Genomic DNA, 24192 nt, shown 5'->3' on the forward strand with positions numbered 1-24192 from the left:
GGTTGCGAAGTATGCCACAGGCCCGGCGGGCCGTCCCTCCTCGGCAGGGCGGCCCTAGCCGGCCCCGGACGCGCGCTGCGCGTAGAAGTCCGCCACGAACGCCTGCAGGGTTCCGCCGGCGATCGCCTCGCGCAGTCCGCGCATCAGTTCCTGGTAGTAGTGCAGGTTGTGGATCGTCGCCAGCTGCGGCCCGAGCATCTCGCCACAGCGGTCCAGATGGCGCAGGTAGGCGCGGCTGAAGCCCGAGCGGCAGGTGTAGCAGGTGCAGGCTTCGTCGAGCGGACGCGTGTCGCGTTCGTACTTGGCGTTGCGGATGCGCAGCACGCCGTGACGCGTGAACAGGTGCGCGTTGCGCGCGTTGCGCGTGGGCATCACGCAGTCGAACATGTCCACGCCGCGGCGCACCGCCTCGACGATGTCCTCCGGCCGCCCCACGCCCATCAGGTAGCGCGGGCGGTCCCTGGGCAGCAGCGGTTCCACGCCTTCCAGCGTGGCGTTGCGCTCGTGCTCCGGCTCGCCGACGGCGAGGCCGCCGATCGCGTAGCCGTCGAAGCCGATGCCGACCAGCGCCTCGGCCGAGCGCCGGCGCAGATCCGCATGCACGCCGCCCTGCACGATGCCGAACAGCGAGTTCGGATTGCCGAGTTCGTCGAACGCACGGCGCGAGCGCAGCGCCCAGCGCAGCGAAAGCTCCATCGAATCGCGCGCCTGCTTCTCGGTCGCCGGGTACGGCGTGCATTCGTCGAAGATCATCGCGATGTCGGAATCGAGCGTGCGCTGGATGCGCATCGAGACTTCCGGCGACAGGAACACCTTCGAGCCGTCGACCGGCGAGGCGAAGGTGACGCCCTCCTCGGTGATCTTGCGCTTGTGCGCCAGGCTGAACACCTGGAAGCCGCCGGAGTCGGTCAGGATCGGCCGATGCCAGCCGATGAAGCGGTGCAGACCGCCGAACTCCCCGATCACGTCCAGCCCGGGCCGCAGGAACAGGTGGAAGGTGTTGCCGAGAATGATCTCGGCACCGATGTCGACGAGGTTCTGCGGCGTCATCGCCTTGACCGAGCCGTAGGTGCCGACCGGCATGAAGGCCGGTGTTTCGATGCTGCCGCGCGGGAAAGTCAGGCGACCGCGGCGCGCGGCGCCGTCGGAGGCAAGTAGCTCGAACTGCATGGAAACGGGCGCGATCCTGAAGCGGGCCGCGCATGATACGCGCTGCTGCGCCCGTTGCCCCTCGATGCGCTCTCTTTACCGCGCGTTCGCCAGCTCCGACATCCGCGGATCCTCGATGGCCGGTTTCGGCCATGCCGCCTTCACCGGCTCGACGCACGTCGACCAGGCGTGCGCCTTGGGCGGCAAGGCCAGGATGCAGGTCCGCGCCGCCTTCGCCGCTGCGGCCCATGGCCCTTCGTCGGCCTGCACGATCGGATTGGCGTCGAGCTGGCGCATCGCACGGTGCACGAGTTCCGGATACGGCGCGTCCAGACCCTCCGCCGCAATGGCCGCCATCGTCGCCGTGTTCGATTGCAGCAATGGCAGCAGCGTGCGCACGATCTGGCTGCTTTGCGCGGTCTCGCCGTCCAGCGCCGCAAGCCGGACGATCATCGCCTCGTCGACGAATTGCGACGCGATGCGTTCCACGGGGCCGCCGTATGCCTTGAACGACAACCAGACGCCGAGCAGCATGCCGCCGACCACGCAAACCGCGCAGGCAAGAACGATGGCGCTCCACTTCATCCACCGTTTCACGACACCCCTCCTCGGCGAGCCCGGCGCGATGCTACACCTGCGCCGCTTCCCTCGTCGGCCACACCAGCATCGCATCGCCGTAGGAGAAGAAACGATAGCGCTGCTCGACCGCGTGCCGGTACGCCTCGAGCACGCGTTCGCGCCCGGCGAACGCGGACACCAGCATCAGCAGGGTCGATTCGGGCAGGTGGAAGTTCGTCACCAGCGCGTCGACGCTGCGGATGCGGTAGCCGGGGAAGATGAAGATCTGCGTCTCGCCGGCGAACGGCGCGACTTCGCCGTGCTGCAGCGAGGATTCCAGCGCGCGCACCACGGTCGTGCCGACCGCGATCACGCGACCGCCGCGCGCACGCGTGCGGCGGATCTGTTCGACCAGGCCGGCGCCGACGTTCAGCCATTCGCGGTGCATCGCGTGGTCTTCGAGCCGCTCGGCACGCACCGGCTGGAACGTGCCCGCGCCGACGTGCAGGGTGACGTAGCCGGATTCGACGCCGCGCGCGCGCAGCTCGTCGAGCAGCGGCTGGTCGAAGTGCAGGCCGGCGGTCGGCGCCGCGACGGCACCGGCCTCGCGTGCGTAGACGGTCTGGTAGCGCTCGTCGTCCGCCGTCCCGGCGTCACGCGCGATGTAGGGCGGCAGCGGCATGCGGCCGAGACGGACGAGCAGCTTTTCCAGCGGCTCGGCGCCTTCGAAGCGCAGCAGGAAGAATTCGCCGTCGCGCCCGAGCACGGTGGCGATGCTGCCGTCCTGCAGCAGGATGCGGCCGCCGGCCTTCGGCTTCTTGCTGACGCCCAGCTGCGCGCGCGCTTCGTGCGTGCCGGTCACGCGCTCGATCAGGATTTCCACCGCGCCGCCGCTTTCCTTGCGCCCGAACAGGCGCGCCGGCAGCACGCGCGTGTCGTTGAACACGAGCAGATCGCCCGCGCGCAGCAGTCCGGGCAGCTCGGCGAAGCGCCGATCCTCGAACGGCGCCTCATCAGGGCCGACGATGAGCAGACGACTGGCCGAGCGCGCAGGCAACGGTGCCTGGGCGATCAGCTCGGGCGGCAGGTCGAAGTGGAAATCGGATTTTTTCAATGCCGGGATTGGGGATTGGGGACTGCAAATGATAGAGCGCTCGATGCTCGCAGAGCCAAAGCTCGCAAGCAGCCGTCCATGGAGCGCCGCCGTTCGCCATCCATGGCTCACCTGTAGCGCACCGCGCGCGATGCCTGGGGGCATCGCGCAAGCGCGGCGCGCTACAACCACCCCTTCTGCCGGGCCAGGCGGTAGGCCTCGATGCGGTTGCCGACGCCGAGCTTGCCGATCGCCTCGGAGAGATAGTTGCGCACCGTTCCCTGCGACAGGTTCAGGCGCTGCGCGATGTCGCCGGCGGTGAGCCCCTCGCCGGCGTAACGCAGCACCTGGCGTTCGCGGTCGTTGAGCGGATCGGCTTCCGACCAGGCCTCGACCGCGAGCTGCGGGTCGATCGCACGCCCGCCTCGATGCACCTTGCGCAGCGCGTCGGCGAGCTGTTCGGCCGGCGCGTCCTTGAGCAGATAGCCACCGACGCCGGCGTCGAGCGCACGGCGCAGGAAGCCGGCGCGCGCGAAGGTGGTCACGATGACGACCTTGCAGGCCAGCTCGTGGCGCTGCACGCGCTGCGCCAGCTCGAGCCCGGTCAGCCCCGGCATCTCGATGTCGGTCACCAGCAGGTCGGGCCGCAGCTGCTGCAGCTGGCGCCAGGCCTCCTCGCCGTCGGCGGCGCTGCCGACGACCTCGATGTCCGGCTCCAGCCCCAGCAGCGCGGACAGGGCGCCGCGCACCATCGCCTGATCTTCGGCCAGCAGAACGCGAATCACGAGCACGCCACTCCCGCGGCCGGTGCGTCGGCCGCCGGCACGGACTTTAGCAGGCCATCCGGGCGGAATCGTGCGCTCCGGGGCCGGTACGGACAGGCGCCCGAACCGCGCCACTATTCACCAATTTGCAATGTGTAAAAAGTGTTGATGCCGCCCCCGGCGCGCACTACGATGCCGCCGTCCGATCGCGCCACAGGGGGCTTCGATGCGTTCACGAGCGTGCGTCGCACTGACACCGGCCTTGCTGCTGATCGGCTCGGTCGCCGCCGCAGCCGGCATCAGCCTGCCGCCCGGCTCCCGGCTGGACTTGAACGGCGGCGCCGCCGCCCTCGCCGCCCAGGACCTGCGCATCGACGGCGCGCTCACGCTCGGCAGCGGCTCCGTCCTCGACCTTGCCTCGCTGCGCCTGGGTGCCGGCGGACAGGCCGATCTCGGCTCCGGCGTCGTCGAGCTCGGCGGCGACTGGGAAAACCGCGGCAGCCTCGCCGCCGGCAGCAGCCGCGTGCGCTTCGTCGACGGCCCCGCCGACAGTGCGCTGCTCGGCAGCACCACGTTCGCCAGTGCCTCGTTCGTCAGCGCGACCGGCAAGCGCTACCGGTTCGAATCCGGCTCGACGCAGTCGGTCGCAGCGCAGCTGGACATCCTCGGCACCGGCGCGCCGGTGCAGATCGACGTGACCCAGCCCGGCTCGGTCGCCTTCCTCGATCTGCTGCCGTCCGGCACGCAGAGCATCGCCAACGTCGGCGTTTCCGACGTGCACGCCATCGGCCAGGCGCTGGCACCGAACCAGACCAACCAGGGCGGCCGCGGCAACGACACCGGCTGGTTCGGCAACGGCGGCGGCCCGATCGGGCAAGCCGTGTCCGTGCCCAGTTCCTCGCCGGGCGGACTGGCCCTGTTCGCACTGACCCTGCTGGGCGCCGCCCTGCTCGCCTTCCGCCGTTTCGCTTCCGCCGGAGCCTCCTGATGATCCGCCCGATCCCGAATCGCCGCTCGACCCTGTTCGTCGCGCTCGGCCTGGCCTGCGCCAGCGGCCTCGCCGGCGCCGACGACGTCAAGGTCACGCCGCCGGCCGGCGGCGGTTTCAGCGTCACCGACAGTGCCGGCAGCGTCGTCCGGCTGCGCGTGGACGAGAACGGCCAGGTGCTGATCCCTTCGCTGCCGGCGGCGCTGCAGCAGCAGAGCTTCGTCTGCTTCGACGCCACCAGCGGCGTGCTCGGCAGCTGCGCCGGCGTGCCCGGCGGAGCCACCGGCCCGGCTGGTCCCGCCGGCCCGGCTGGCCCGATCGGCCCCACCGGGGCGACCGGCATCGGCGTGACCGGACCGACCGGTGCGACGGGCGCAACGGGCGCCACCGGTCCGACCACCGGCGTGACCGGACCGACGGGCCCTGCCGGTCCCGCAGGAGCAACCGGACCGACCGGCGCGACGGGCATCACCGGCGCCATCGGACCGACCGGCTTGGCCGGAGCGACGGGCGCGACCGGCCTGACCGGTCCCACGGGCGCCATCGGCGCGACCGGTGCCACTGGTGCGCCGGGTCCGGCCGGACCGATCGGCGCCACCGGACCGACCGGCTTGGCCGGAGTGACCGGCGTGACCGGCGCCATCGGTCCGACCGGTCCGACCGGCGTCACAGGTGCCACCGGCAACACCGGCAACACCGGCGCCATCGGACCGAGCGGACCGCAGGGAGATGCGGGTCCACCCGGACCGGCCGGCCCCGTGGGCCCCGCCGGATCGATGGGACCGGAAGGCGTGCAGGGCCCGATCGGCCCGACCGGAACCACGGGAGCTACCGGCGCGACCGGCTTCGGCACCACCGGGCCGACGGGACCGACGGGCGCCACAGGCGTGACCGGAGCCACCGGCGCGACCGGAGCGGGCGGCGGCTACACGATCCCGCTGCGCGTGCCGCCAGGCGCCGCATTCGGCAACGGCAGGGCCTATTTGATCGGCGTCGGCCTCACCAACGTCAGCGAAGCCTACGGTCTGTTCATGATCCCCCGTGCCTGCACCAACGCGTCGATCCGATTCGGCCTCACGGCGGACCCGGCTTCGTCGTACACGCTCAGCGCGAACAAGATCACCGGACCGGCGGCCACGCTTCCCGGCGTCCCGATCAGCGGTCTCTCCTGCGTGGTGTCCGCCGCGCAACACTCGTGCAACGCATCGGCCCCCACCGCCCTGGCGGCCGGCGACAGCGTCTCGATCCAGCTCGACGGCACCGCCAACTTCAACACCGCAAGCGCGTTTCTGGTCGGCGAATTCAGCTGTCAATGAGCCCGTGACCGCACCGTTCGCGCGGCAGCTCTGCCTCAGCATGATCGTCAAGAACGAGGCGGCGGTGATCGACCGCTGCCTCGAATCGGTGCTTGCGTACATCGGCGCCTGGGCGATCGTCGACACCGGCTCGACCGACGGCACCCAGCAGCGCGTGCGTGACCGCCTGCGCGACCTGCCCGGCGAGCTGATCGAACGGCCCTGGGTCGATTTCGCCAGCAACCGCAACCAGGCGCTCGACCTCGCCCGCCGCTTCGGCGACTACGCGCTGATCATCGACGCCGACGAGATCCTCGAACGCGATGCCGATGCGTCGTTTCCCGCGCGCCTCGACGCACCGGGCTACTACCTCGGCCAGCGCCTGGACGGCGTCGAGTTCGAATACCAGAGCGCGAAGCTGCTGCGCCACGACGCCGGCTGGCGCTGGCAGGGCGTGCTGCACGAATATCCGGCCGCCGAGCCGACGCCGGCGCTGGCACGGCTGCCCGGCCTGCGCGTGCGCAGCTTCCCCGACGGTGCGCGCAGCCGCCGGCCGCTGCGCGACAAGTACCTCGACGACGCGCGCGTGCTCGAGGCCGCGCTCGCCGCGGAACCGGACAACGCGCGCTACGCGTTCTACCTCGCGCAGAGCCTGCGCGACGCCGGCGAGAACGCCGCCGCGCTCGCCGGCTACGAACGCCGCGCCGCGATGGGCGGCTGGGAAGAGGAAGTGTGGTACTCGAAATTCCAGATCGCCGTCCTGCTCGAACGGCTGGAAAGACCGCCGGGCGAGATCGTCGACGCCTACCTCGCCGCCTACGACGCACGCCCGAGCCGCGCCGAACCGCTGTGCGAACTGGCGCGCCACCTGCGCCTGCGCCAGCGCTACGCCGCCGCGTATCTGCACGCACGTGCCGCCAGCGAGATCGCGCCGCCCGCGGATCTGCTGTTCATCGATGCCTCGGTCTACCGCTGGCGCGCACGGGACGAGCGCGCGGTCGCCGCGTTCTACGTCGGCCGCCGCGACGAATGCGCCGCCCTGTGCCGCGAGCTGCTCGCCGACCCTGCCCTGCCGGCCGAACAGCGGCCGCGCATCGAGGCGAACCTCGCGCTTTGCTAGGCGTGGGAAACGACGCCTCGTCGCTCCTGCGAATGCGGCAATCCGCCGTGCCTTCTGTCAATGGATGCCCGCTTTCGCGGGCATGACGTCGGTGAGGCGGAAATCGCCGGAACCAGCCCGCGGCGACGGAAGCGAACGCCAGCGCGCGACTCGCCGGACTGCGTCCCTGGTGTCATTCCCGCGAAAGCGGGAATCCATTGTGCATTCGACGAGGCAGCGCCGGTCGCGTCTCAACGCAGCGCGACGCCGACCGGCACGGCAGACGACAGCGCATCGGGCAGCGGCAAGGCCGCGACCAGGTGCGTTCCGCGACCGGGCCTGGACTCGATGTCCAGCCGCCCGCCGAGCGCGCGCAGGCGTTCGCGCATGCCGGCGAGGCCGTTGCCGGGTTCGATCGCGCCGCCGCGGCCATCGTCCTCGATGGTCAGCCGCACCTCACCGCCTTGCGCGACGAGTTCGACGCGTGCCTTCAGCGCCTGCGCGTGGCGCTGGATGTTGGTGATCGCCTCGCGCACGGTCAGGGCGAACACGGTTTCCACCTCGGGCGGCAGCACGACGTCGCCGAGACGGTAGTCGAGTTGCACGTCGCAGGACTCCAGCAGCAACCGCGCCGAGGCGAGTTCGGCCGCCAGCCCCGCGGCGCGGATGCCGCTGACTGCACGACGCACTTGCGCCAGCGCGTCGCGCGCGACACGCTCGACTTCGACGATCTCGCGCCGCGCCGCCTGCGGGTCGCGCTCGAACAGCTTGGCCGCGAGTTCGGACTTCAGCGTGATCAGCGACAGCGTGTGGCCGAGCAGGTCGTGCAGGTCGCGACCGATGCGCTCGCGCTCGGCCAGCGCCGCGAGGCGGCGGACCTCGTCGTGGCTGAGCTTCAGCTCCGCCTGGCGCAGGTGCTTCTCGCGGTGGTAGTGGTTCGCTGCGCACACCGCGACCGCGATGATGCCGGTGATGGTCGGTATGAACGCCACGTATTTCGGCGGATAGCCGACGAGATACAGCTCCAGCGCATACAGCGCGAGCATGCCGGAAATGACCATGATCGAGCGACGCAACGACAGGCCGCCGAACGGCAGGCAGGCGGAGGCGTAGATCAGATAGGTGTGCGCACAGCTGTTGATCGGCGCCAGCGCGAAGCCGAGCGCCGCGATCGCCGCGATGTGCGCGGACCACTTCGTGCCCTTGTAGCGGGGCAAGCGGAAGTACAACGGCAGGAAAATCGCGATGCTGAGCAGCGTCGGCGGCAGCCAGGTGCGTAGCGGCAACTCCACCCAGTTGACGAACAGGAACAGCAGGTAGAGCAGGCTCCACAGCGGCGGCCCCTGCTCGTACGAATGCGACGGCGACAGACGCCGGCGCAGGTTCGCGAACCAGGAGTCGATCGAAGCCATCGCCACACCGCGTTGCCGGACCGCAGGCATCATACGCGCGCGCCTCACGCGTGCCAGGCGCCGGCGAGCAGCACGAGCGCGAAGGACAGCGCACTGAGCAGAAGGCGCCGAAGGATCGTTTGCACGTTCGCCCCCCTCTCAGGTCGCGGGCGCCAGACGCCGCCGCGCCAGGGCCAGAAAGACCAGCGTGAACGCGGCCAGCACGGCCACGTGCGTGGCGACCGGGCCGACGGAAGGCTGGCCGACCGCGGCATAGGCGAGCTGGCCGAGATGGTAGGCCGGCCACAGCGGCGCCGCCTCGCGCAGGACCGCCGGCAGGATCATCAGCGGAACCCACAGGCCGGACAGGAACGACATCGGCAGGTAGATCAGGTTGATCACGGCCGGCGCGGCCTGCCCGCTGAGCAGGCTGCCGATGAACAGCCCGATCGCGCAGAACGGCAGCACGCCGAGCACCTCGACGACGAACAGCAGCGCCCAGGCCGAGGCCGGCAGGCGCACGCCGGCGACCGACACGGCGATCGCGGCGAGCAGCGCGAACACCAGCGCCGCGAACAGCATCGCCATGACGAGCTTGGCGATCAGATACGCGCCGGGCGGCAGCGGCAGCGCGCGGCGCAGGGTGAGCCAGCCCTGGTCGCGGTCGAACGCGACCGAAACGCCGAAGCCGAACAGGCCCGGCGCCATCACGCCGAAGACGCCGTAGCCGGCGAGGAAATAGACGGCCGGCGTGAACGCACCGCTGCCGCTGCCGCGATTGAGCAGCACGCCGAGCAGCAGGTAGAACATCGCCGGAAACGCCAGCGTCGGAATGCAGAACATCGGTGTGCGCAGCAGGCGCAGGAATTCGTGCCGGGCCTCGAGCAGGTAGTAGCGCCGGGCGCCGAACGCGCGGTCGGCGGGATGCGGCGTGGCGGCAATGGCGTGCATGATCTCTCCCGATGGATGGCGCGGCGGCCGGCGCCGTCGGCGCCGGTGCCGGCTCAGGCGGCTTTCGCCGCGACCGTTCGCGTGATTTCGACGAAGGCTTCGGCCAGCCCGGCGCGCCGCACTTCGAGTTCGCCCAGCGCCGGATCCTCGAACAGCAGTTGGCGCACGACGGCTTCGGCAGCGTCGGTGACGATCTCGATGCGCTCGCCGTCGCGGCGCACCGTGCGCACGTCCGGCCAGGCGCCGACGAGCTGCGCATCGAGCGCGCTGACGCAGCGGATGCGCTTTTGCGAAACGCGCGCGCGCACCTCGGCCACGCTGCCCGCGGCGACGATGCGTCCCTGCGCCAGGACAGCGACGCGGTCGGCCAGCGCCTCGGCTTCCTCGAGATAGTGCGTGGTCAGCACCACCGCGCAGCCTTCCGCCACCAGGGTGCGGATCGCCTGCCACAAGGCCGTGCGCGCGTCGACGTCGAGCCCGACCGTCGGCTCGTCGAGGAACAGCAGCTGCGGCCGGCCGCAGATCGCCAGCGCGAACTGCACGCGCCGCTGCTGGCCGCCGGAAAGCCGGTCGTAGCGCCGGTCCAGCAAGCCGTCGAGGCCGGCCAGGCGCACGCACTCGCCGGTCGGATACGGCGCCGGATAGGCGGCGCGGATCTGCGCCAGCAGCTCGCCGACCTTCAGCGTGTACGGCACGCCGGCGCTCTGCAGCATCACGCCGACGCGGCGGCGCACGGCCATCGCCCCCGGCGCCGCGCCGAACAGGGCCGCCCGGCCAGCGTCCGGCCGCGCCAGGCCCAGCCACAGGGCGATGGCGGTGCTCTTGCCGGCGCCGTTCGGCCCCAGCAGGGCCAGCAGTTCGCCGTTGCGCGCGACCAGATCGACGCTGTCGAGCGCGACGGTGGCGCCGTAGCGCTTGATGACGTTTCGCAGTTCGGCTGCAGGCGCGAGCATGGAGCCACTCCCCTCCGGATCGATGGAGCCACTCTAGGCGCCGGTCCGCCGCGGCGGCAGAAGCAGGCGTCAGGCGCCGTACCTGACGGATGTCATGCGCGGTCCCGCACGCCGCCGCGCCCCGCGCGGGGTACCGCCGCGGTACCCGCTGTGCTACATTGGCGGCTTGATTTTTCCATTCCAATCAAGGCTTAAACCCATCGTGCCTGCACCTGCCAGGGGGCGGGCACGGTCGTTTTCCGGGAGGCTCCGAATGAATCCGATGCTGGCCAAACTGAAGGAAATGCGCGAATTCGACGGCGCCGTCCGCACCAGCGGTCTCGTCGACGCGGCGATCGAGCGCTTCGTGCAGACCGATCCGCAGCTGGTCGAGGCCATCGACGAGGCGTATGCGGCGCACCTCGCGCTGCGCTCGTGCATGCCGGAGTTCCTGCATCTGGACGAAGTCGAGCAGATGCGCGCCGCGCAAGCCGACCTCGTCAACTTCTATCCGGAAGACGGCGTCAATCCCTACGTCGCGCTGGCCGCGCACGGCCCGTGGCTGATCACGCTGAAGGGCGCGGTGATCTACGACGCCGGCGGCTACGGCATGCTCGGCTTCGGCCACGCGCCGAAGGCGATCCTCGGCGTGATGTCGCGGCCGCAGGTGATGGCCAACGTGATGACGCCGAACCTGTCGCAGCTGAAGTTCGGCAAGGCGCTCAAGCGCGAGATCGGCCAGAACCGCGAGGGCGGCTGCCCGTACGCGAAGTTCCTGTGCCTGAATTCGGGCTCCGAGTCGGTGTCGCTGGCCGCGCGCATCGTCGACGTCAACGCCAAGCTGATGACCGACGCGGGCGCGCGCCACGCCGGCCGCACGGTCAAGCGCGTCGCGGTCAAGGGCGCGTTCCACGGCCGCACCGAGCGTCCGGCGCTGTATTCGGACTCCTCGCGCAAGGTCTACCAGCAGAACCTCGCCAGCTACCGCGACGAGACCAGCCTGATCACGGTCGACCCGTACAGCGTGGAGCAGCTCAAGCAGGTGTTCGCCGATGCGGACCGCAACGGCTGGTTCATCGAGGCGGTGTTCATCGAGCCGGTCATGGGCGAAGGCGATCCGGGCCGTGCGCTGACCACCGAGTTCTATTCCGCTGCGCGCGAACTGACCAAGGCGCACGGCAGCCTGCTGCTGATCGACTCGATCCAGGCCGGCCTGCGCGCGCACGGCGTGCTGTCGATCGTCGACTACCCCGGCTTCGAGACACTCGAAGCGCCCGACCTGGAAACCTACTCGAAGGCGCTCAACGCCGGCCAGTATCCGCTGTCCGTGCTGGCCGCCACCGAGCGCGCCGCCGCGCTGTACAAGAAGGGCATCTACGGCAACACGATGACCGCCAACCCGCGCGCCCTCGACGTCGGCGTCAGCGTGCTCGGCGCGCTCACGCCGGAGCTGCGCGAGAACATCCGCGCGCGCGGCAAGGAGTTTCTGGTCAAGCTCGAGAAGCTCAAGGCCGACCTGCCCGGTTACATCACCAAGGTGCAGGGCACCGGCCTGCTGTTCTCGTGCGAGCTGGCGGCCGACTTCAAGTGCTACGGCGCCGGCAGCACCGAGGAATGGATGCGCGAGCACGGCTACGGCGTGATCCACGGCGGCGCCAACTCGCTGCGCTTCACGCCGCACTTCGGCATCCGGTCCGACGAGGTCGACCTGCTGGTCGAAGGCGTGCGCCGCGCACTGGTCGAAGGACCGCGCAAGTCGCAGCCGCTGCACGCCGCCGCGTGAGGGGCGCGCCGTTTTCCTACATCCGGGCGGCGCTTGTCGTCGCCTGAATCGCGGACAACCCCTTCGTAAAAATCGCCGCATGGCCACTTCCCTGTCGTGGACGCGGGCGTAGACTGCGCCGCACCGATGCCGCTCGGCAGCGGACACACCCGGAGAAGGAGTTCACCATGCAGCTCAAGACGATGTTCTCGCTGGCGCTGGCTTCCGCGCTGGCTTTCGGTTCCTGCGCGGCCTTCGCGGCCGACGGCACCAAGGCGCTGACGCCCCAGCAGCAGCGCATGAAGGACTGCAACGCCGAGGCCAAGACCAAGGCGCTGGCCGGCGCCGAGCGCAAGACCTTCATGAGCGCCTGCCTCAAGGGCGAAACGGTCGCCGCCGCGCCGGCGGCGAAGACGACGCAGCAGGAGAAGATGAAGACCTGCAGCACCGAAGCGAAGACCAAGTCGCTGAAGGGTGCCGACCGCAAGTCCTTCATGAGCACCTGCCTCAAGAGCGATTCCACCGCCGCGCCCGCACACTGACATCCGGTTTCGCAGGAACGGAAAGGGCCCGCTCGCGGGCCCTTTCTTTTGCGGCACCGCTGCGCTCAGCGGAACCGGTCGGTCGCTTCGATCAGTTCGTGCGTGATGCCGGGTTCCAGCGCCGAATGCCCCGCGTCGGCGACGATGCGCAGGTCCGCCTCCGGCCAGGCGCGGTGCAGGTCCCAGGCGCTGCGCATTGGACAGACCACGTCGTAGCGCCCCTGCACGATCACCGCCGGAATCCGTTTCAGCCGGTGCGCGTCGCGCAGCAGCTGGTCGTCGGCGTCGAAGAAGCCGCCGTTGACGAAATAATGGTTCTCGATGCGCGCGAAGGCGAGTGCGAACTCGTCCTCGCCGGTGGCGGCGATGTGCGTCTCGTCCTGGAACAGGAAGCTCGTCGCGCCTTCCCAGGTCGACCACGCGCGCGCGGCCTCGATCCGCACCGCCGCGTCCGGGCTGGTCAGGCGGCGGTGGTAGGCGCTCATCAGGTCGCCGCGTTCGACCGCCGGAATCGGCTCCAGGTAGCGTTCCCACACGTCCGGGAAGATCGCGTCGCAGCCGCGCTGGTAGAACCACTCCAGCTCCCAGCGGCGCAGCATGAAGATGCCGCGCAGCACGAGCTCGGTCACCCGCTCCGGATGAGTCTGCGCGTACGCCAGCGCGAGGGTCGAGCCCCAGGACCCGCCGAACACCTGCCAGCGATCGATGCCCAGACGCTCGCGCAGGCGCTCGATGTCGGCCACCAGATGCCAGGTTGTGTTGTCGGTCAGCTCGGCGTGCGGCGTCGAGCGTCCGCAGCCGCGCTGGTCGAACAGCACGATGCGGTAGCGCGCGGGATCGAAGAAGCGCCGCGTCTTCGGATTGCAGCCGGCGCCGGGACCGCCGTGCAGGAACACCACCGGCTTGCCGGCCGGATTGCCGCACTGCTCGTAGTACAGGCGATGCAGCGGCGACACCTGCAGGAAGCCGGTGTCGAACGGTTCGATATCGGGATACAACGTGCGGCGATCGGTCATTCCGGCAATCCGTGGCAAGGCTCGGAGCGAAAGCGTCGCACGACGGATGCCGTTATTGAAGAGTGCGCACAGGGACGTGCGCTCTGGACCGCCAGGAGGAAGACAGCCCACGGGATGGGGATTTCCCTGCCGAAGCGGCTCGCAGGGACGCGAGCAAAAGCAATGGTCGGGGCGGCCGGATTCGAACCGACGACCACCTGCCCCCCAGGCAGGTGCGCTACCAGGCTGCGCTACGCCCCGAAGTAGTCGAAGTTCTCAACTGTAGCAGATATGCGGCCCGTGGATCAGTCTCGGCACGCACTCTGCTCGGCATGCCCCTTGGTCACTTCGGCAAAACAGTACCCGAGGCGAAGAAACGTCCCGTGACAGGTGCCGGTGACGACAGCCCCTTTCTCGACTCCCTTCGGAGCGACGCAGTAGCTTTCGCATTCGCTGCTGTCGCTGCAGGGTTTGCCGGCATCGCCTGTCGGCATTTCGCACACTTCCGTCGGAGCCATGCCCATGCGCCGCCACGATCCACCGCGCGCGGCGCACTCTTCGGCCGTGGTCGGCGCACTGGCCGCCACGGTACCGGGGCCGACCGCCAAGATCAGGGCACATGCGAGCGCGGAGCGCACGAGAGAGCGCATTCTCGAAAGGCGTCAGCGGCGCAGGATCTGCAGCACTTCCTCCAGCTCCATGCGCACCTGGCGCACGATCTGGTGCGAGATCGTCGATTCGACCTTGGCCTGGGACCCTTCCAGCCGCTGGCGCGCGCCGGTGATGGTGAAACCCTGGTCGTACAGGAGCGAGCGGATCTGCCGGATCATCAGCACGTCGTGGCGCTGATAGTACCGGCGATTGCCGCGCCGCTTGACCGGCTTGAGGTTCGGGAACTCCTGCTCCCAGTAGCGCAGCACGTGCGGCTTCACGCCGCACAGCTCGCTGACCTCGCCGATCGTGAAATAGCGTTTGGCCGGTATGACCGGCAGTTCGCTATTGCTGCCCTGATCCAGCATAGGCTTCGACCCGGACCTTGAGTTTCTGCCCCGGACGGAACGTCACCACGCGCCGGGCGGAGATCGGAATCTCCTCACCGGTCTTGGGGTTGCGCCCAGGACGCTGATTTTTGAATCGCAGGTCGAAATTGCCGAAACCCGACAGCTTCACCTGCTCCCCTTTCTCGAGCGCGTCGCGCACGACCTCGAAGAACGCGTCGACGAACTCTTTGGCTTCGCGCTTGTTGAGCCCCACGTCCAGAAACAGACGTTCGGCCATCTCCGCCTTCGTCAGCGCCATCCTATCCTCGCAACCTGGCCTTGCAACCGGACTCCAGCGCGGCAACGGCGAGAGCCACGCAGCGATCGGCATCCGGGTCCGTAAGCGTGCGGTAACGATCCTGCAAAATCAAGCCCATAGCGAGACTTTTGACACCCGATCCTAGATTGGCGCCGGCGTAGCGATCGAATAGCACGATGTCCGTCAAAGTTTCGCCAACGGCGGCCCGGATCGCCTTCTCGACCTCGGCGTAGGGCACCTCCTCCGGCAGCTCGAAGGACAGGTCGCGCCGCACGGACGGGAAGCGCGACAGCGGCTGCGCGGACGGCACCGCGCGGACGGCCAGCGCGTCGACGTCCAGCTCGAAGGCGTACACGTCGCCGCCGAGATCCAGCGTCCGGGCCAGGTTCGGATGCAGCGCCCCGACGTGGCCAAGCGTGCGGCCGTCGCGCAGGATCGCCGCGCTCTGGCCCGGATGCAGCCAAGGCTGCGTGGCCGGTTCGAACGAGAACTCCCGCTCGCTTCCGCTCAACGCGAACAGCGACTCGACGTCGCCCTTGACGTCGAAGAAGTCGAGCGCGCGCGCCGCTTCGCCCCACTGCTCGGCGACCGCGCCGCCGCAGGCGACGCCGGCGATGCGCGCCACCTCGCGCGGCCCCTCGGCTCCGGCGAAGTACGCCCGGCCGGTTTCGAACAGGCGCACGCGCACCTGCTGGCGGCTGCGGTTGGCGGCCAGCGCCGCCACCAGTCCGGGCAGCAGGCTGGTGCGCATCACCGACAGCTCGGCGGAGAGCGGATTGGACAGCGCGATCGAGTCCTCGGCCAGGTTCCAGGCCGCGAGCTGCGCGCCTTCGACGAAAGCGAAGGTGATCGCCTCGAGATAGCCGCGGGCGGCCAGCTGCTCGCGCAGCGCGGCCAGGCCGACGCGATCCTCGCGCAGCGACGGACCGACCAGCTCGCCGCTCGGCGCGCGGTCGGGAATGCGCTCGTAACCGTGGATGCGCGCCACTTCCTCGATCAGATCCTCCTCGATCGCGATGTCGAAGCGCGCGCTCGGCGGCGTCGCGCTCCAGCCTTCCGCGTCGGCGCGGACCGTCATGCCCAGGGCAGCGAGGATGCGTTCGACTTCGGCGTCCGGCACCCGGATGCCGAGCACGCGCTCGATGCGCGCGCGGCGCAGGCGCACCGGCGCACGCGCCGGCAGGTGTGCAGCGGACACCGCTTCGAGGATCGGACCGACCTCGCCGCCGCCGGCCTCCACGATCAGGCGCGCGGCGCGTTCGAGCGCGCGACGCGGCAGTTCCGGGTCGACGCCGCGCTCGAAGCGGTGGGCGGCGTCGGTGTGCATGCTGAGCCTGCGCGCGCGGCCGGCCAGCGCGGACGGAGCGAAATGCGCCGCTTCGAGGAAGACGTTCCTGGTCGCGGCGCCGATGCGCGTGTCCCAGCCGCCCATCAGCCCGGCCAGGGCGATCGGGCGATCGGCATCGGTGATGGCGAGGAACTGCCCGTCCAGCGCAACCTCGCGCTCGTCGAGCAGGCGCAGCGTCTCGCCGGCGCGCGCGCGGCGCACGCCGATCGGTCCGTGCAGCGTGTCGGCGTCGAAGGCGTGCAGCGGCTGGCCGAGTTCCAGCATCACGTAGTTGGTCACGTCCACCAGCAGGCTGATCGGACGCAGGCCGCTGCGGCGCAGGCGCTCGCGCATCCACGGCGGCGTCTGTGCCGCGGCGTCGAGCCCGGTGATGTAGCGGCCGCAGTAGCGCGGGCAGTCGGCCGGTGCGTCCAGGCGGATCTCGATGCGGCGGTCGGACTGCGCCGGCACGGCCTCGATCGCCAGCGGCGCGAACGGCACGTCGAAGGCGGCCGCGACGTCCCTGGCCAGGCCTTCCAGCGAAAGACAATCGGCGCGGTTGGGAGTCAGGCCGAGATCGAACACCGCGTCGGGCAGCCCGAGATAGTCGGCCAGCGGTGTGCCGACCGGCGCGTCGTCCGGCAGCTCGAGCAGGCCGGAGGCGTCGGCGTCCAGACCCAGCTCCTTCGCCGAGCACAGCATGCCGAACGACTCGACGCCGCGCAGCTTGGCCGCCTTGATCGAAAGCGTGCCGACCTGCGCGCCGACCTTGGCCAGGGGCGCCTTCAATCCGGGACGCGCGTTCGGCGCGCCGCAGACGATCTGCAGCGTCTGGCCGCCGGCGTCGACCTCGCACACCTGCAGGCGGTCGGCTTCGGGATGCTTCGCGCAGGTGACGATCCGCGCGACGACGACGCCGTCGAGCTGCGCGCCGAGCGGCTCGATGCTCTCGACCTCGTGGCCGATCATGTCGAAGCGTTCCGCCAGCGTGGCGCGGTCGGCCTGCAGCGGCACCCGTTCGCGGAGCCAGTTCTCTGAAATCTTCATCGAGGAAATCTTCTTCTCTGCTCGTGGTTCCCGCTGGGCGGGAGCGGCGACACTGGACTAGGCAAACTGCCGGAGGAAGCGCACGTCGTTCTCGAAGAACGCGCGCAGGTCGGTGACGCCGTAGCGCAGCATCGCCAGGCGCTCCACGCCCATGCCGAAGGCGAAGCCGGTGTAGCGCTCCGGATCGATGCCGCAGTTGCGCAAAACTTCCGGATGCACCATGCCGCAGCCGAGCACTTCCAGCCAGCGCGAGCCGCCGTCGGGAAGCTCCCAGCGGATCACCACGTCGGCGCCGGGCTCGACGAACGGGAAGAACGTCGGCTTGAACATCATCGTGAAGTCGCGATCGAAGAACGCGCGCAGGAATTCGCGCAGCGTGCCCTTCAGGTCCGCCATCGTCGAGGTCTCGTCGATCAGCAGGCCTTCGACCTGGTGGAACATCGGCGAGTGGGTCTGATCCGAATCGGAGCGGTAGACCTTGCCCGGCGCGATGATGCGGATCGGCGGCGTGCGGCCCTTGGCAGAGCGGATCTGCACCGGCGAGGTGTGCGTGCGCAGCAGGCGGGCGATCCCGTTCCGGTCCGGCTCGAACCAGAACGTGTCGTGCATGGTGCGCGCGGGGTGGTCCGGCGGGAAGTTCAGCGCGCCGAAGTTGTGCCAGTCGTCCTCGATCTCGGGGCCGTCGGCGACGTCGTAGCCGAGCCGCGCGAAGATCGAGACGATGCGGTCGAGCGCGCGCGTCAGCGGATGCAGGCTGCCGCGTTCGGCGCGGCGGCCGGGCAGGCTCACGTCGACGCGCTCGGAAGCCAGCCGGCGGTCGAGTTCGACCTGCTCGAGCGCGGCCTTGCGCAGCGCGATCGCTTCGGCGAGCCGCTCCTTGGCGCGATTGACCTCGGCTCCGCGCGCCTTGCGCTCCTCGGCGGGCAGTGCGCCCAGCGCCTTCAGCGCGGCGGTGACCGCACCGTTCTTGCCGAGCAGGGCGACGCGCAGCGCATCGAGCGACTCGAGCGAATCGGCGGCGGCGATCCGGTCGATCGATTGTTGGGGATCGTGCAACACATCCATCGGCGATTTCCGAATGAATCACAAAAAAAACGGGGAGGAGGCTCGGCCTCCTCCCCGCGTATCTTCCGGTCCCTGCACGGCTTCGCCTCGCAGGAACCTTCGGTCCGTGCGCCCGGAACCGGGCGCCGCGACTACGCCGCCAGGCTGGCCTTGGCCTTCTCCGCCAGGGCGCCGAACGCCTTGATGTCGTGCACGGCGATGTCGGCCAGCACCTTGCGGTCGAGCGTGATGCCGGCCTTCTTCAGGCCGTTCATCAGGCGGCTGTAGGACAGGCCGAACTGGCGGGCGCCCGCGTTGATGCGGACGATCCACAGCGCACGGAAATTGCGCTTCTTCTGCTTGCGGCCGATGTAGGCGTACTGGTGCGCCTTGGTGACGGCCTGCTTGGCGACGCGGAAAACCTTGCGGCGCGCGTTGTAGTAACCCTTGGCCTTGCCGAGGATCTTCTTGTGACGACGGTGGGCGATGACGCCGCGCTTGACTCGTGCCATGGCTGCTTCTCCTTAGCTGTACGGCAGCATGCGCGAGACGCGGCCGGCGTCTTCCTTGCGCACATGGTTGGTGGCACGCAGACCGCGCTTACGCTTGGTCGCCTTCTTCGTCAGGATGTGGCTCTTGAACGCGTGGCCGCACTTGAACTTGCCGGACGCGGTCTTGCGGAACCGCTTGGCAGCGGCCCGGTTGGTCTTCATCTTGGGCATGACTACTTCCTTCGTTGATTTTCGTTACTGGTCCGAGCGGTGGCCTTCGCCACGCTTTCCGTCCTGCTCGTTCCGGTTTGTGTTGAGCCGCGCGAAGCGGCCTCCTTGATGGTCTTCTCCCGATCAAGGGAGAAGGTGCCCCAAAGGGGCGGATGAGGGTTCCCGCAGGAGGTCCCTCACCTTTTCTCTCCCGCGAGCGGGAGAGGAAAAACGGTTACTGCTTCTTCTTCGGCGCGATCATCATGACCATCAGGCGCCCTTCCATGCGCGGGTACTGTTCGATCACCGCCTCCTCGACGATGTCGGCCGAGATCTTGTCGACCATCGCCCGTCCCAGCTCCTGATGGGCCATCTCGCGACCGCGGAAGCGGATCGTGATCTTGACCTTGTCGCCTTCCTCCAGGAACCGCCGCAGATTGCGCAACTTGATCGCGTAATCGCCGACGTCCGTGGTCGGGCGGAACTTCAGTTCCTTGATTTCCTGCTGCTTCTGCTTCTTCTTGGCCGCGTGCGCTTTCTTCTGCGTCTCGAACTTGAACTTGCCGAAGTCCATGATCCGGCACACCGGCGGATCGCCGTTGGGCTGGATCTCGACCAGATCCAGACCGGCTTCCTGGGCCATGGCCAGCGCTTCGTCGCGCGACAGGATGCCGACCTGCTCTCCTTCTGCTCCGATGACGCGAACTCGCGGAACGCGGATTTCCAGGTTCCTGCGGTTCGGCTTGCTGTCGGTGGCGATATGCGAATCCTCTTGGAGAAACGTTTCCCGGGACGGGCGGGGTCAGGCCCGCTCGCCCTCGGACTTCAGGCGTGCAGCGAAGCTGGTGATCGGCATGGACCCCAGATCCTCGCCTGCGCGAGTACGCACGGCGACGGCCCCCGCCTCCTTTTCCCGGTCGCCGACGACCAGGAGATAGGGGACCTTGTCCAACGTGTGTTGGCGGATTTTATAGCCGATTTTCTCGTTGCGCAAATCCGCCTCGACCCGGAAACCTTGCGAGACAAGGGTTTGCGCGACTTCGCTCACGAAATCGGCCTGCGCGTCGGTAATGTTCATGACCACCGCCTGGGTCGGCGCCAGCCAGGCCGGGAACTGGCCGGCATGGTGCTCGATCAGGATGCCGATGAAACGCTCCATCGAGCCGACGATGGCCCGGTGCAGCATGACCGGCTGGCGGCGCTGGCTGTGCTCGTCGACGTATTCGGCGCCCAGGCGCCCCGGCATCATGAAATCGACCTGCATCGTGCCGAGCTGCCAGGTACGGCCGATCGCGTCGCGCAGGTGGTACTCGATCTTCGGGCCGTAGAAGGCGCCCTCGCCGGGCAGCTCCTGCCATTCGACCCCGCAGGCGCTCAGCGCCGAACGCAGCGCGTTCTCGGCCTTGTCCCAGGTGGCGTCGTCGCCCAGCCGCGGCTCGGGGCGCAGGGCGATCTTGATCTGGATGTCGGCGAAGCCGAAATCCTCGTACACCTTCAGCGCCTGGCGATGGAACGCCGTCACCTCGGCCTCGATCTGGTCCTCGGTGCAGAAGATGTGCCCGTCGTCCTGGGTGAAGCCGCGCACGCGCAGGATGCCGTGCAGCGCGCCGGACGGCTCGTTGCGGTGGCAGGCGCCGAACTCGCCGTAGCGGATCGGCAGGTCGCGGTAGCTGTGCAGGCCGTGGTTGAAGATCTGCACGTGGCCGGGGCAGTTCATCGGCTTCAAGGCGTACGTGCGCTTCTCCGATTCGGTGAAGAACATGTTCTCCTTGTAGTTGTCCCAGTGGCCGGACTTCTGCCACAGCGACACGTCCAGCACCTGCGGGCAGCGCACTTCCTGGTAGCCGGACTCGCGGTAGACGCGGCGCATGTGCTGCTCGACCACCTGCCAGATCGCCCAGCCCTTCGGGTGCCAGAACACCAGGCCGGGGCCTTCCTCCTGCACGTGGAACAGGTCGAGCGCCTTGCCGATCTTGCGGTGGTCGCGCTTCTCGGCCTCCTCCAGCTGCGTGAGGTACGCCTTCAGGTCCTTGTCGTTGAGCCAGGCCGTGCCGTAGACGCGCTGGAGCATCTCGTTGTTGGAATCGCCGCGCCAGTAGGCGCCGGCGACCTTCATCAGCTTGAACGCGCGCAGCTTGTTCGTGTTCGGCACGTGCGGGCCGCGGCACAGGTCGACGAACTCGCCCTGCGAGTACAGCGACAGCTCCTCGTTGGCCGGAATCGACTCGATGATCTGCGCCTTGTACTCCTCGTGCTTGTCGCGGAAGAACTTCACCGCCTCGTCGCGCGACATGACCGATCGCGTCACCGGCAGGTTCTCGGCGACGATCTTCTGCATCTCGGCCTCGATCTTCTCGAGGTCCTCCGGCGTGAAGGCGGTCTTGCGCGCGAAGTCGTAGTAGAAGCCGTTTTCGATCACCGGGCCGATCGTGACCTGCGTGTCGGGGAACAGCCGCTGCGTCGCCTGCGCGAGCAGGTGCGCGGTCGAGTGACGCAGGATGTCGAGCGCTTCAGGGCTCTTGTCGGTGACGATCGCCAGGTCGGCGTCGTAGTCGATGCGGTAGCCGGCGTCGACCAGGCGTCCGTCGACCTTGCCGGCCAGCGCGGCCTTGGCGAGCCCGGCGCCGATCGACGCGGCGACCTCGGCGACCGTGACCGGATGGTCGAACTGGCGCTGGCTGCCGTCGGGAAGGGTGATGTTGATCATGGTGGAGATTCCAGCTTGGTGCCTTCGCCCGTCGTCGCGGCGGAAGCCGGGATCCCTCTCGCTCGCCGCCTCTCGAAGCGGACGTCACGAGGGATTCCGGCTTTCGCCGGAACGACGCGGCACGGGTGTTCCTGGCAACAAAAAAGGCGCTGCGGCGCCTTTTCGAGCGACGTCGGCGAATCGGATTTCAGCGTCGGAAAGTTCGCGTCGACATGTCGCACGCTCGGCCGGCGGTTACCCGCGGGCCACCTCGTTGGGCAGAGCCGAAGAACGCCGGCAAAACTAGAGCAGCCGGCGAACGCTGTCAACGCGAATGTCAGAAGCGCCAGTCGAGCGTCAGAACGGCGCTGCGGCCGACTTCGTCCAGCCCCGAACCGTGTTCGCGGTAGCGGCGATCGGCGAGGTTCTCCAGGCGCAGCCCGAGCGTCGCGCCCGGCGCGAAATCCCAGCCGACGCGCACGTTCCAGGTGTTCCAGCCCGCCGTGCCGGCCGGATTCACGCGCGGGTCTTCCAGATCGCGCGGGCTCAGGCGGTCCTGGCGCGCGGCATACAGTGCCCAGGCCTCGACGTCCCAGTGCGGCGCCACGCGCCACTCGACACCGAGCCGCCCGTTCAGCGGCGGAATGCGGTCCGCGTCGTAGCGATCGCCGGTGTATTCCTCCTCGCCGCGCGTGAGGTTCAGCACGCCGTACGCAGTCAGCGCCTCGTTGACCGTCCAGCGCGCGCCGATCTCCGCGCCCCACAGCTTCAGCTCGGTGACGTTGCGGTTCTGCACGAGGATGCGACCCTCCTCGTCCTCGCCGATGTCCACCGAGGTGATCTTGTCCTTGTAGTTCGAGCGCCACAGGAACGCCTCGGCCTGGAAGCCCGGCGTGTCGTACTTGACGCCGACGTCCCAGGTGACCACGGTTTCCGGCTTCAGGTCGGCATTGGGAATGGCGAAACGGCCGCCGGGGCGGTCGCCGAACACGCCCAGGTCGAAGATGTTCGGCGCACGGAAACCGCGGCCGAGATTGGTCACCAGATGCAGCGTGTCGGTGGCCTTGAAGGTCAGGCCGGCGTTGCCGGTCACGTCGTCGGGATCGAGCTTGGAGCCGATGCCGCCGTTCGCCGGCAGTTCGATCTCGAAGCGGCTGTAGCGCGCGCCGAGGTCGAGCTGCCAGCGCGGCGCCAGCTCGATGCTGTCGTCGAGGTACAGCGCGAAGCTGTCCATGGTCGAGCCGTCCGGGAAGCGCGGCGCGCGCGTCGAGGCCGCGCCGCTGTCCACGTTCACGCGCGTGCGGCGGCTGTCGACCGTGTCCCAGTACGCTTCGAAGCCGTAGGCCAGCGCATGCGCGCCGATCTGCTTGGTGAAGCTGCCGGTGAAGCCGCGCAGACGGTCGCGGTTCTGCTCCAAGTCGCGGTTCGCGCTGCCGGCGCCGCGGCTGCGGCGGTCGTCGTTGATCTCCTGGTAGCCCAGGTGCAGCTCGGCGGTGTCGAACGCCACGTTCATCGCGTTCCAGCGGTAACGCGCATGGGCGAACAGGCGGTCGTTCGGCTCGAAATAGAACTCGTCCGAATTGGCCGTTTCCTGATGGAAGCCGGGCACCAGCTCGTCGAAACGCGGCGTCTTGGGCTGCTTCAGGTACTGCGCGTTGAACATCAGCTCGTGTTCGGGCGCAAGGTTCCAGATCAGCTTGGTGTCGGCCGCCCAGGCACGGAACTGCGTGTGCGGCAGGCGCGGGCCGTCGCCGCGCCGGCGCTCGCCGACGTCCTGCCAGGTGACGCCGCCGGAGATCGAGAAATCCTGCCGGCCGGCGGCACCGTCGACGCGGGCCAGCTTGGACAGGTCGCCGCTGGCGAGCTGGGTGCGGAAATGCCCGCGCCCGCCCCATCCGTCGCCGTCGAAGCGCTGCTCCGGCGTGATCACCTGCACCACGCCGCCCATCGCGTCCGATCCGTACAGCGTCGACGACGGTCCGCGCACGACCTCGACGCGCTCGACGTTCTGCGCGTCGACCAGGGCGAAGTACTGGTTCGGCGAATTGCGGAAGAACGCGGTGTTCAGGCGGAAGCCGTCGACCATGTGCAGAACCTCCGAGCCCTTCAGGCCGCGCACGATCGGGATCGCCTGCCCCGGCGTGGTCGACTGCACGAAGGCGCCGGGCTGGCCGCGCAGGTAGTCGGCCACGGTCTGCGGGGCGCGCGCGGCGATCTCGTCGGGACCGACCACGGTGACGCCGCTGGAAACGTCGAAGCCGCTCTCCGGGCGCCGCGTCGCCGTGACCTGCACCTGCTGCAGCGCGATCGCTTCCCCGCCGGCGTCCTTGCGGCGGCGCGCTTCCGCCTCCGCCGCCGGCTCGCTGGCGGTCACCTCGTCGGCGCCCACGGGCGCGGCGGCCGCCGCCATCAGACAAGCGAACAAGGAACGACGCATCGACCTCTCCCCGGTACGGATATCCGTCCAGTATGCGGGGCGGGGAATGAGATGAATTCAGCCTTTAGACGGATGATAAATCAGCCTATTGACCCAAGCGTCGCAAAGCCTGCGCCAGCCGCCGAGCGCCCA

At 69.2% G+C, this 24192-nt stretch carries 22 protein-coding genes and 1 tRNA gene; 5 read left to right on the top strand and 18 right to left on the bottom strand.

Going from position 1 to position 24192, the window contains the following annotated elements:
* Positions 1-54: 54 nt before the first annotated feature.
* From tgt to ACFO6Q_RS19105, 4 genes are all read right to left on the bottom strand, one after another.
* Positions 55-1170 (bottom strand): tRNA guanosine(34) transglycosylase Tgt, encoded by a 1116-nt coding sequence (tgt, locus tag ACFO6Q_RS19090; protein WP_380022737.1) that lies wholly within the window; start codon positions 1168-1170, stop codon positions 55-57.
* Positions 1171-1245: 75 nt separating this feature from the next.
* The gene (locus ACFO6Q_RS19095) at positions 1246-1734 is read right to left on the bottom strand and encodes a hypothetical protein (protein WP_380022739.1); all 489 of its coding nucleotides are present in this window, start codon (positions 1732-1734) and stop codon (positions 1246-1248) included.
* A gap of 43 nt (positions 1735-1777) precedes the next feature.
* Positions 1778-2821 carry a tRNA preQ1(34) S-adenosylmethionine ribosyltransferase-isomerase QueA gene (gene queA / locus ACFO6Q_RS19100; protein ID WP_380022740.1) on the bottom strand — a complete coding sequence of 348 codons (1044 nt, stop codon included), beginning with the start codon at positions 2819-2821 and terminating at the stop codon, positions 1778-1780.
* Between the two features lie 161 nt (positions 2822-2982).
* Positions 2983-3585, bottom strand: coding sequence for a response regulator transcription factor (locus ACFO6Q_RS19105; protein WP_380022741.1), 603 nt, complete (start codon positions 3583-3585; stop codon positions 2983-2985).
* 205 nt (positions 3586-3790) lie between these two features.
* On the opposite strand from ACFO6Q_RS19105, the gene ACFO6Q_RS19110 reads away from it, so the two are divergent.
* From ACFO6Q_RS19110 to ACFO6Q_RS19120, 3 genes are read left to right on the top strand one after another with little or no spacing between them, the layout of a single operon-like run.
* On the top strand, positions 3791-4552 hold the full coding sequence (locus tag ACFO6Q_RS19110; protein WP_380022742.1) for a hypothetical protein: 762 nt from the start codon (positions 3791-3793) through the stop codon (positions 4550-4552).
* A complete protein-coding gene (locus ACFO6Q_RS19115; RefSeq protein ID WP_380022744.1) occupies positions 4552-5868 on the top strand; it encodes a collagen-like domain-containing protein in 1317 nt (438 codons plus the stop codon). Before ACFO6Q_RS19110 ends, ACFO6Q_RS19115 begins: the two co-directional genes overlap by 1 nt.
* A gap of 4 nt (positions 5869-5872) precedes the next feature.
* Positions 5873-6967 (top strand): tetratricopeptide repeat-containing glycosyltransferase, encoded by a 1095-nt coding sequence (locus tag ACFO6Q_RS19120; protein WP_380022746.1) that lies wholly within the window; start codon positions 5873-5875, stop codon positions 6965-6967.
* A 230-nt stretch (positions 6968-7197) separates the two neighbouring features.
* Here ACFO6Q_RS19120 and ACFO6Q_RS19125 read toward each other — a convergent pair whose 3' ends face one another.
* The 3 genes from ACFO6Q_RS19125 to ACFO6Q_RS19135 form a co-directional block, all read right to left on the bottom strand.
* Positions 7198-8358 carry a sensor histidine kinase gene (locus ACFO6Q_RS19125; RefSeq protein ID WP_380022748.1) on the bottom strand — a complete coding sequence of 387 codons (1161 nt, stop codon included), beginning with the start codon at positions 8356-8358 and terminating at the stop codon, positions 7198-7200.
* Between the two features lie 138 nt (positions 8359-8496).
* Positions 8497-9288: an ABC transporter permease gene (locus ACFO6Q_RS19130; RefSeq protein WP_380022750.1), complete on the bottom strand. Its 792-nt coding sequence runs from the start codon at positions 9286-9288 to the stop codon at positions 8497-8499.
* 53 nt (positions 9289-9341) lie between these two features.
* Positions 9342-10241 carry an ABC transporter ATP-binding protein gene (locus tag ACFO6Q_RS19135; RefSeq protein ID WP_380022751.1) on the bottom strand — a complete coding sequence of 300 codons (900 nt, stop codon included), beginning with the start codon at positions 10239-10241 and terminating at the stop codon, positions 9342-9344.
* A 253-nt stretch (positions 10242-10494) separates the two neighbouring features.
* On the opposite strand from ACFO6Q_RS19135, the gene ACFO6Q_RS19140 reads away from it, so the two are divergent.
* Together ACFO6Q_RS19140 and ACFO6Q_RS19145 are read left to right on the top strand one after the other, a co-directional pair.
* Complete coding sequence (locus ACFO6Q_RS19140) at positions 10495-12003, top strand: aminotransferase class III-fold pyridoxal phosphate-dependent enzyme (RefSeq protein WP_380022752.1); 1509 nt, start codon at positions 10495-10497, stop codon at positions 12001-12003.
* A gap of 167 nt (positions 12004-12170) precedes the next feature.
* Complete coding sequence (locus tag ACFO6Q_RS19145; RefSeq protein ID WP_380022754.1) at positions 12171-12524, top strand: PsiF family protein; 354 nt, start codon at positions 12171-12173, stop codon at positions 12522-12524.
* A 65-nt stretch (positions 12525-12589) separates the two neighbouring features.
* Here the strand turns inward: ACFO6Q_RS19145 and pip are convergent, their stop codons facing one another.
* From pip to ACFO6Q_RS19200, 11 genes are all read right to left on the bottom strand, one after another.
* Entirely contained in the window at positions 12590-13540 is a 951-nt protein-coding gene (gene pip, locus ACFO6Q_RS19150) for a prolyl aminopeptidase (RefSeq protein WP_380022755.1), read from the bottom strand.
* A gap of 163 nt (positions 13541-13703) precedes the next feature.
* A tRNA-Pro gene (locus ACFO6Q_RS19155) sits at positions 13704-13780 on the bottom strand.
* A gap of 401 nt (positions 13781-14181) precedes the next feature.
* Positions 14182-14538 (bottom strand): MerR family transcriptional regulator, encoded by a 357-nt coding sequence (locus ACFO6Q_RS19160; protein ID WP_380022756.1) that lies wholly within the window; start codon positions 14536-14538, stop codon positions 14182-14184.
* Positions 14516-14818: an integration host factor subunit alpha gene (ihfA, locus tag ACFO6Q_RS19165; RefSeq protein WP_300621111.1), complete on the bottom strand. Its 303-nt coding sequence runs from the start codon at positions 14816-14818 to the stop codon at positions 14516-14518. Before ihfA ends, ACFO6Q_RS19160 begins: the two co-directional genes overlap by 23 nt.
* Before the next feature lies 1 nt (position 14819).
* A complete protein-coding gene (gene pheT / locus ACFO6Q_RS19170; protein WP_380022759.1) occupies positions 14820-17192 on the bottom strand; it encodes a phenylalanine--tRNA ligase subunit beta in 2373 nt (790 codons plus the stop codon).
* Positions 17193-17249: 57 nt separating this feature from the next.
* Positions 17250-18257, bottom strand: coding sequence for a phenylalanine--tRNA ligase subunit alpha (gene pheS / locus ACFO6Q_RS19175; RefSeq protein ID WP_380022760.1), 1008 nt, complete (start codon positions 18255-18257; stop codon positions 17250-17252).
* A gap of 131 nt (positions 18258-18388) precedes the next feature.
* Positions 18389-18748: a 50S ribosomal protein L20 gene (rplT, locus tag ACFO6Q_RS19180; RefSeq protein ID WP_380022762.1), complete on the bottom strand. Its 360-nt coding sequence runs from the start codon at positions 18746-18748 to the stop codon at positions 18389-18391.
* 12 nt (positions 18749-18760) lie between these two features.
* On the bottom strand, positions 18761-18958 hold the full coding sequence (rpmI, locus tag ACFO6Q_RS19185; protein ID WP_380022764.1) for a 50S ribosomal protein L35: 198 nt from the start codon (positions 18956-18958) through the stop codon (positions 18761-18763).
* A gap of 214 nt (positions 18959-19172) precedes the next feature.
* The gene (gene infC / locus ACFO6Q_RS19190; RefSeq protein WP_380022889.1) at positions 19173-19697 is read right to left on the bottom strand and encodes a translation initiation factor IF-3; all 525 of its coding nucleotides are present in this window, start codon (positions 19695-19697) and stop codon (positions 19173-19175) included.
* 42 nt (positions 19698-19739) lie between these two features.
* A complete protein-coding gene (gene thrS / locus ACFO6Q_RS19195; RefSeq protein ID WP_380022765.1) occupies positions 19740-21644 on the bottom strand; it encodes a threonine--tRNA ligase in 1905 nt (634 codons plus the stop codon).
* A 316-nt stretch (positions 21645-21960) separates the two neighbouring features.
* A complete protein-coding gene (locus tag ACFO6Q_RS19200; RefSeq protein WP_380022767.1) occupies positions 21961-24060 on the bottom strand; it encodes a TonB-dependent receptor plug domain-containing protein in 2100 nt (699 codons plus the stop codon).
* Between the last annotated feature and the right edge of the window lie 132 nt (positions 24061-24192).

Source organism: Dokdonella ginsengisoli (assembly GCF_042652785.1).
GTDB classification, from domain to species: Bacteria; Pseudomonadota; Gammaproteobacteria; order Xanthomonadales; family Rhodanobacteraceae; genus Dokdonella_A; species Dokdonella_A ginsengisoli.

Excerpts from the sequence above, each read along its gene's own strand:
- tgt (WP_380022737.1), bottom strand. The coding sequence starts at position 1,170 with ATGCAGTTCGAGCTACTTGCCTCCGACGGCGCCGCGCGCCGCGGTCGC.
- ACFO6Q_RS19095 (WP_380022739.1), bottom strand. The coding sequence starts at position 1,734 with ATGAAGTGGAGCGCCATCGTTCTTGCCTGCGCGGTTTGCGTGGTCGGC.
- ACFO6Q_RS19110 (WP_380022742.1), top strand. The coding sequence starts at position 3,791 with ATGCGTTCACGAGCGTGCGTCGCACTGACACCGGCCTTGCTGCTGATC.
- ACFO6Q_RS19115 (WP_380022744.1), top strand. The coding sequence starts at position 4,552 with ATGATCCGCCCGATCCCGAATCGCCGCTCGACCCTGTTCGTCGCGCTC.
- ACFO6Q_RS19125 (WP_380022748.1), bottom strand. The coding sequence starts at position 8,358 with ATGGCTTCGATCGACTCCTGGTTCGCGAACCTGCGCCGGCGTCTGTCG.
- ACFO6Q_RS19130 (WP_380022750.1), bottom strand. The coding sequence starts at position 9,288 with ATGCACGCCATTGCCGCCACGCCGCATCCCGCCGACCGCGCGTTCGGC.
- ACFO6Q_RS19135 (WP_380022751.1), bottom strand. The coding sequence starts at position 10,241 with ATGCTCGCGCCTGCAGCCGAACTGCGAAACGTCATCAAGCGCTACGGC.
- ACFO6Q_RS19140 (WP_380022752.1), top strand. The coding sequence starts at position 10,495 with ATGAATCCGATGCTGGCCAAACTGAAGGAAATGCGCGAATTCGACGGC.
- ACFO6Q_RS19145 (WP_380022754.1), top strand. The coding sequence starts at position 12,171 with ATGCAGCTCAAGACGATGTTCTCGCTGGCGCTGGCTTCCGCGCTGGCT.
- pip (WP_380022755.1), bottom strand. The coding sequence starts at position 13,540 with ATGACCGATCGCCGCACGTTGTATCCCGATATCGAACCGTTCGACACC.
- ACFO6Q_RS19160 (WP_380022756.1), bottom strand. The coding sequence starts at position 14,538 with ATGCTGGATCAGGGCAGCAATAGCGAACTGCCGGTCATACCGGCCAAA.
- ihfA (WP_300621111.1), bottom strand. The coding sequence starts at position 14,818 with ATGGCGCTGACGAAGGCGGAGATGGCCGAACGTCTGTTTCTGGACGTG.
- pheT (WP_380022759.1), bottom strand. The coding sequence starts at position 17,192 with ATGAAGATTTCAGAGAACTGGCTCCGCGAACGGGTGCCGCTGCAGGCC.
- pheS (WP_380022760.1), bottom strand. The coding sequence starts at position 18,257 with ATGGATGTGTTGCACGATCCCCAACAATCGATCGACCGGATCGCCGCC.
- rplT (WP_380022762.1), bottom strand. The coding sequence starts at position 18,748 with ATGGCACGAGTCAAGCGCGGCGTCATCGCCCACCGTCGTCACAAGAAG.
- rpmI (WP_380022764.1), bottom strand. The coding sequence starts at position 18,958 with ATGCCCAAGATGAAGACCAACCGGGCCGCTGCCAAGCGGTTCCGCAAG.
- thrS (WP_380022765.1), bottom strand. The coding sequence starts at position 21,644 with ATGATCAACATCACCCTTCCCGACGGCAGCCAGCGCCAGTTCGACCAT.
- ACFO6Q_RS19200 (WP_380022767.1), bottom strand. The coding sequence starts at position 24,060 with ATGCGTCGTTCCTTGTTCGCTTGTCTGATGGCGGCGGCCGCCGCGCCC.